This is a genomic window from Treponema sp., assembly GCF_045657965.1.
In the GTDB taxonomy this organism is placed as follows: domain Bacteria; phylum Spirochaetota; class Spirochaetia; order Treponematales; family Treponemataceae; genus Treponema_D.
This window is the reverse complement of the sequence record NZ_JAZOUG010000117.1, coordinates 1-7,167: the sequence shown is the minus strand read 5'-3', so window position 1 is coordinate 7,167 and position 7,167 is coordinate 1. Positions and strand designations below refer to the sequence as shown.

At 37.5% G+C, this 7,167-nt stretch carries 6 protein-coding genes and 1 tRNA gene; 5 read left to right on the top strand and 2 right to left on the bottom strand.

What is annotated here, in order from left to right; translation table 11 throughout:
* Both serS and ACKI5B_RS04310 read left to right on the top strand, forming a co-directional pair.
* Window positions 1-1,320 (top strand): serine--tRNA ligase (serS, locus tag ACKI5B_RS04315; RefSeq protein WP_407426183.1); only part of this gene is annotated, 1,320 nt, incomplete at its 5' end.
* A gap of 51 nt (window positions 1,321-1,371) precedes the next feature.
* Window positions 1,372-2,427 carry an AI-2E family transporter gene (locus ACKI5B_RS04310; protein ID WP_407426181.1) on the top strand — a complete coding sequence of 352 codons (1,056 nt, stop codon included), beginning with the start codon at window positions 1,372-1,374 and terminating at the stop codon, window positions 2,425-2,427.
* On the opposite strand, the gene ACKI5B_RS04305 is transcribed toward ACKI5B_RS04310, so the two are convergent.
* Entirely contained in the window at window positions 2,399-3,163 is a 765-nt protein-coding gene (locus tag ACKI5B_RS04305; RefSeq protein WP_407426179.1) for a hypothetical protein, read from the bottom strand. The two genes, ACKI5B_RS04310 and ACKI5B_RS04305, sit on opposite strands and share 29 nt — an antisense overlap.
* Entirely contained in the window at window positions 3,150-3,788 is a 639-nt protein-coding gene (locus ACKI5B_RS04300; RefSeq protein WP_407426177.1) for a hypothetical protein, read from the bottom strand. The genes ACKI5B_RS04305 and ACKI5B_RS04300 overlap by 14 nt, the downstream gene beginning before the upstream one ends.
* 108 nt (window positions 3,789-3,896) lie before the next feature.
* On the opposite strand from ACKI5B_RS04300, the gene ACKI5B_RS04295 reads away from it, so the two are divergent.
* The 3 genes from ACKI5B_RS04295 to ACKI5B_RS04285 all read left to right on the top strand — a co-directional run bounded on the left by ACKI5B_RS04295 (window position 3,897) and on the right by ACKI5B_RS04285 (window position 6,957).
* Window positions 3,897-5,924 carry an aconitate hydratase gene (locus ACKI5B_RS04295; RefSeq protein WP_407426175.1) on the top strand — a complete coding sequence of 676 codons (2,028 nt, stop codon included), beginning with the start codon at window positions 3,897-3,899 and terminating at the stop codon, window positions 5,922-5,924.
* Between the two features lie 173 nt (window positions 5,925-6,097).
* On the top strand, window positions 6,098-6,829 hold the full coding sequence (locus ACKI5B_RS04290; RefSeq protein WP_407426173.1) for a late competence development ComFB family protein: 732 nt from the start codon (window positions 6,098-6,100) through the stop codon (window positions 6,827-6,829).
* A 55-nt stretch (window positions 6,830-6,884) separates the two neighbouring features.
* Window positions 6,885-6,957 (top strand) — tRNA-Val (locus ACKI5B_RS04285).
* The last annotated feature ends 210 nt before the right edge of the window (window positions 6,958-7,167 follow it).

The window sequence follows — 7,167 nt, the reverse complement described above, 5'->3', positions numbered from 1 at the left end:
GACTACAGATTTATTAAAGAACATCTTGACGAAGTAAAAAAGAATATCTCTGACCGGAATATGGTCGCTGATGCAGATTTAGTCGTAAAACTTTTTGACGAACGAACTGCCCTCACAACAAAATTGCAGGCTTTACAGCAGAAGCGAAATGAAAACGCCGCTTCCATGAAACAGAAACTCGATGCTGACACACGGGCAAAATACATCGAAGAAGGCAAAAAAATAAAAGATGATGTTGCAGCAGCCGAAAAGGAACTTTCTGAAGTAGAAGCAAAACTTGATGAAGCTGGCCGGCAGATTCCAAACATGCATCACCCGGAAACTCCAATCGGTAAACTCGACACAGAAAATCTTGAAGTTAAAAAGGTTGGAACACCACGAAAATTCGACTTCCAGCCTAAAGACCATGTAACTTTGGGCGAAGAACTTGATATTATCGACTTTGAACGGGGAACAAAAGTTTCTGGTCCTAAATTCTACTATCTTAAAAACGAAGCTGTGTTCCTTGAACAGGCTTTGATTATGTACGCACTTGGTATTTTGCGTAAACACGGCTTCACACATTTTATCACACCGGATGTTGCAAAGCAGGAAATTTTGCAGGGAATCGGCTTTAACCCGCGCGGAAACGAATCTAACGTTTACTGTATCGAAGAAGAAGGAACCTGTCTTGTTGCAACCGCAGAAATCACTTTGGGCGGTTACCACTCAGGTGAAATTTTAGACAAATCATCTCTTCCGCTTTTCTACTGTGGTCTTTCACACTGTTTCCGACGCGAAGCAGGAGGTGCCGGACAGTTTTCAAAAGGCTTGTACCGCGTTCATCAGTTCGATAAAGTCGAAATGTTCGTCTACTCTCTTCCAGAAGAAAGCGATAAAATTCACGAAAAACTCCGCTTAATCGAAGAAGAAATTTTTACTGGATTAGGCTTGCCTTTCCATGTTGTTGACACCTGCACCGGCGACTTAGGTGCTCCTGCTTACCGAAAATGGGATCTTGAAGCATGGATGCCAGGCCGCGCTACAGAAGAACATCCTGAAGGCGACTATGGAGAAGTTACATCAACTTCAAACTGTACCGACTATCAGGCACGCCGCTTGAACGTCAAATATCATGACGATGACGGAAAGAACAAATATGTACATATGCTCAACGGTACTGCTATCGCTGTAGGTCGTGCAATGCTTGCAATTCTGGAAAATTACCAGAATGCAGACGGCTCTGTTTCAATTCCGGAAGTTCTTGTTCCTTACTGCGGATTTGACAAGATTCTTCCAAAGAACAAAAAAGACCCGGTTTATCACGCATCAAAAAAATAACGGATGGAAAACAGCAGGTATCTTAAAGGAATTTTCTATTTTCTCATCTTTATGTGCGTTATTCTCGCGGGAACAATACTCAAGGTGCTTGAAAGTTTCTTTAAACCTGTTGTACTTGCAGTTTTACTGGCTGCTGTATTTTATCCCCTTGTCAAAAAACTGAATACAAAATGCAGAATTCCATGGATTTTAGGAATTGTTATAGTTTATGTAATTTTTTTAATTATCTTTACAGGACTTTTCAATATCCTTTCTTCCAGTCTGCTGTCAATAATTGATTCTTACCCAAGATACGAAGAGCGTTTTCAAACTATTTATACAGCTATTCAAAAAAGCTTTACAGAAAATTCTGATTCCAGCCTGTTAAATTTCTTTTTTGATGTTAATCAGGATCAGACTCTTCTTGAAAATATCAGTTCACAGTTAAATATTTTTTCCATTGTAAAAAATTTTGCCCTTAATTTTACAAATTTTCTTGCTGGATTTTTAAAAAGTTCTTTTTTAGTACTTCTACTCTCAATTTTTCTCATTCTTGAAATGAAATGTACAAAATTAAAAATAGAAAAAGCCTTCTCAAGTCAAAACAGTGATAAAATTCATGACATGCTGGGAAGAATTGCCACTGATATAACCCACTATATTTCAATTAAATTTTTTATTTCACTGGCAACAGGTCTTTTAGTCTTTTTAAGCTGTCTGATTGTAAAAATCGATTTTCCACTTATCTGGGCTTTTTTAGCTTTTATTCTTAATTTTGTTCCAACCTTTGGTTCAATAATTTCATGGGCTTCTACAACTGCATTTGCTTTTTTACAGTGTTACCCTCATCCTTTTCCTGTAGTTTTTATTGCACTTACAGTTCTTACAATCAATCTTGTTCTTGGAAATATAGTTGAACCAAAAATTGAAGGCGAAAATTTAGGAATTTCACCTTTTGTTATACTTGTAAGTTTATCTTTGTGGGGCTGGCTATGGGGCTTTTTAGGGCTTATTCTTGCAGTGCCGCTTATAGTAATAATCAAAATCTTCTGCGAAAATATTTCTTTTTTGCAGCCAATAGGAATCCTACTCGGCAGTATTAAAAGAACGAAACTTTCTCAGAAATAAACCTTAAATCTTCTTCTTGAATAGAAACAAACTGAGCAACAGCACATAATTTTGTTCTTGTAAAATCTTCATATAAATCTTTAATAAGGCACTTTACAATAACACTTCTTTTTTTTACAGGTCCTTCCAATGGAAAATTTATTACAAGTTCATATTCACAATCCATCTTTAACGGCATATTTTTTTTAAGAGAAGCAAAAACAATATTTTTTTGGTCAATAAATATTACAGATGGTGAATATATCCGGTTTTCTACTGAATTTAAATTGCTGATATTTTTGGACTGAGTTAAATAAGTATTTACAGAATTTTTAAAATCTGATTCATGAAAAATATTGAAATTTTCATCAAAAAGACAGTAAATGTTCATAGATTTTATTAAAACGGAGAAAACTTCACTACTATTTTCTGTTTCTTCTTCAATTTTCTGTATAGATTGAGGAATTACAAGAGCACATCCAGATGAAACAAATTCAATTTTTGAAAGGAAGTAAAGACCAAGTTTATTAAAATAAAACTGAATGCGTACAGTTTTATCTTTATAGTTTGTCAGACTGTAAGGAAAATCTGTTAACAGAAGAATTTTTTTGTCAGCAACTAAAAATTGATTCTGATTAAAAATTATTTTGTCTACTGCATTTTCATTTTCTATTGAAAAAATTATATCTGTTTTTTTTTCAGAAAGATAATTTAAAACAAGTTCTCTTTCTATCCCTGATAAATTATTTTTTTTCATTGAAAATTTCCCAGTCAGTCATTTGAATCTGATCTATTTTCCAATTTCCATTTTCAGAAAAACAATAAACACTTATAGTCATTTCAGCTTTTTCAGTAATAAATTGTATGGGAACTTCGTAGTAAATTCCATCGATAAATGGCTGCCCGAGTAAAAAAGAATCAAAATTAATACCATCTGCAAAGATTTTATTAAAATCTGAATAAAATAACGCAAGGGAATACAAACCGTCTTTAACAAAAAATATGTCCGCATCTCCATTTTTTGAAATAATTTCTGCAAATGAAATCAGCATATTCCTTAAACTTTTTGAAATTAATGAGGTATCTAATGAACCAAAGCTGCCAAAAACAGGGAAAATCTTATCTTCATCTGATGTATTACAGGCTGAAACAATTAAAGGACTTAAATTAAGTTTTGAAGAAATACCTTTTACGTTTGAAACTTTAGCAGTAAGCCTGTCAAGTTCAATTTCCTCAGTCCAGACAAATTTATTATAAAGTTCTTCTGCTTCATAGCGCAAGGTAGAAGCCTCATCATTAACAGAGGATTCCTGAACATTCTGAGAGCAGGAGAAAAAAATAAAAACAACAGATATAAGTAAAAAAGTTTTTTTAAATAACACCCGTTGATTATATCATAAGATTAATCAAATGTTAATCTTTATTTATTGTAAGAAATCACGGAAAAAAGTATAATCTTATTAATTAAAATAATTTTATGAGGTACTTTCATGGCTCTTACGCTTGCAGAAAAGATTTTGCAGGAACACATCGTTCCGGAGGCTTGTCCTAACATCGATTTCAAAAAAGGAACACCAATTCCACGCGGTGAAGACATTGCAATTCACATTGACCAGACTTTGACTCAGGATGCTACAGGTACAATGGCATATCTTCAGTTTGAAACAATCGGAATTCCGCGCGTCAAAACAGAGCTTTCAGTTTCATATATTGACCACAACACACTCCAGACAGACTTCAAAAACATGGACGACCACCGCTATCTTCAGTCTGTAGCCGCAAAATACGGTCTTTACTTCAGCCGTCCGGGTAACGGAATCTGCCATCAGGTTCATCTTGAATCATTCGGAAAACCTGGAAAAACTCTGCTCGGTTCTGACAGCCACACACCTACAGGCGGCGGAATCGGCATGATTGCAATCGGTGCCGGTGGTCTTGACGTTGCCGTTGCAATGGGAGGAGGAGCCTTCCACACTCCGATGCCAAAAATCTTCGGCGTAAAATTGACCGGAAAACTTAAAAAGGGCGTTGGTGCAAAGGACATCATTCTTGAAGTTTTGAGGCGTGAAACAGTAAAAGGCGGAACTGGCGCAATCTACGAATATTTCGGCGAAGGCGTTGAAAAACTCACAGTTCCTCAGCGCGCTACAATCACAAATATGGGTGCAGAATTAGGCGCTACCTGTTCAATTTTCCCGTCAGATTCTTCTACAAAACGCTTCCTTGAATCAATGGGACGAGGCTCAGACTGGAGCGAGCAGAAAGCAGACGACGGAGCCGTTTACGACAAGCTCATTGAAATCAATCTGGACGAACTTCACGCTCTGGCTGCCTGCCCGCATAATCCTGATGTAATCGATTCAGTAAAAAATCTTTCAGGAAAAAAAGTCACTCAGGTTGTAATCGGAAGCTGTACAAACTCTTCTCTCGACGACTTGGAGAGCGTTGCTGCTATCGTAAAAGGCAAGCACATCGCACCGGGAGTTGAGGCTGGTATCGCTCCTGGAAGCCGCACAACACTTCTCATGGCATCAAAAGCCGGAATCCTGGAAGATTTGATTGAAGCAGGTTTCCGTATTCTTGAATCTGCATGTGGTCCTTGTATCGGTCAGGGATTTGCTCCAAACTCAGAAGGCGTAACACTGCGCACATTCAACCGAAACTTTAAAGGCCGCTCTGGTACTGCTGATGCAAATGTATATCTTGTAAGCCCTGAAACAGCCGCCGCTGCTGCCGTTACAGGTGTCTTTACAGAAGCAGAAACTTTGAGCTACGAAGATCCTGCATACAAAACCGGGGTACGAATCTCAATGCTCGACGGAAACGACCCGCGACTTTCAAGCCCAATGGTTCTCAACTGTGCTACAAACCGTGCAATGGTAATTCCGCCGCTCCCGGAAAGCGAAGCAAGCAAAGTTGAAATCTTGCGCGGACCTAACATTAAGCCGTGTCCTGCATGCCGTGAATACAAGTCAAATCTTTCACTTCCAGTCAGATTGAAGGCAAGCGACAATGTTTCAACCGACGATATTATGCCGGCTGGAGCAAAAGTTCTTCCGCTTCGTTCAAATATTCCTGAAATTTCAAAATTCACGCTCACACGTTTGGACGAAACTTTCTATACAAGGAGCGAAGAAGCAAAATTCGCTGACTGCTGTGTAGTAGGAGGAGAAAACTACGGACAGGGCTCAAGCCGTGAGCATGCGGCTCTTGGACCTATGTATCTCGGTGTGCGTGCTGTAATTACAAAGAGTTTTGCCCGAATCCATAAGGCAAATCTGATTAACTACGGAATCATCCCGATGACTTTCAAAAATTCTTCTGATTACGATAAAATCGCTCAGGGAGACACTCTCGAACTTAAAGATTTGGACGATTCTCTCAAGAACGGAAAGCCTTTCAAAGTGCTCATTAACGGAAAAACTGAAATTGAGTGCGTAAACGACATCGCAAAACGCTCTGCTGACATCATTATGGCAGGCGGTTTGGCTGCATACACACGCAAAGGCGGAAATTAAGGGCATCCATGCCCTGACAAAAATTTCTTTCAGAAATTCTTGCGGAGTTATCCGTTTATTGCCCGCATTCGTGCGGGCATTTTTTTCAATATTTTTTTTCTCTGTAATATTTCTTGCAGTTTACTGAAAATTAGCTTATAATAATAATAGTTTTAATTTTTGGAGAAAAAACTATGAATGTACATAATATGATGGAAGATTTAGTTACAGCAGAAGTTAATGCACTTTATGATCAGGTAAAAAAAGCAAATTCCCCTTGGCTTACATGTGACTGCAAAAACTGCCGGCTGGATACTATCAGCTATGTTCTAAATAGAATTCCCCCGAAATATGTCGTATCAGGTCGTGGCGTAACCCATTCAAATGAAATTTTTTCAAACCATCAGCTTATTGCCGATATTTCTGCAGTTGCAATGGACGGAATCAGGATTATATCATCAACAAAACGTCCTTTCCATACCCTTCCAAGAGAAGAATGTGAACTTCAAAAAGAAGAAAATCCAAGTTTTAATTTCCCTACTTTCAGCGGTACAATTTACGATGGAAGCACTTTTGAACCTATTTCAGGAGCAAAAGTATTACTTAAATTAAATGGAAAGCCGGTTGATATGGTCGATATGACATGGACAAATCCAACTCAAACTTTCCAAAGTACAAAAGGTTCATTTACATTTTGGGCAAAACCAATTCCTGCAGAAAAAATTGGAGAAAGCCGAAGATTTGAATTTGAGCTGGAAATTGAAGTTGAAGGATATGAAAAATCATACCATTACTTTGAAATACCAATTATCAGCGACGGAAGCACAAAAACAGAACTCAATACAGCATGTTCAATAAAAATTCGTGATGTTGTTCTCTTTAAGAGAGAAATTTTTGAAGAAGATTCCCAGAATGAAGAAAAATAATAGACATAACATATTGACACAAATTAATTAATTTGATAATATAAGTCCATCCATTGGGCAGTTAGCTCAGTTGGTAGAGCCCCTGGTTTACACCCAGGTTGTCGGGAGTTCGAGTCTCTCACTGCCCATTAAAAAGTTCAGGTAACTCCTGAGCTTTTTTTTTATTTTAAATATAAAAAAATAAAAAAATCCGCCCATAAAAGAGCGGATAATTTTTATCGGATTGAATCTATATTAAGACTTCCCCCCTTTACAAAAGGAAGAACATTTTCACAGCGGGCAATTTTTACACGTACAAAACAAGGTCCTTTGTCTTCAAATGCCTTTTTATGCCAGTC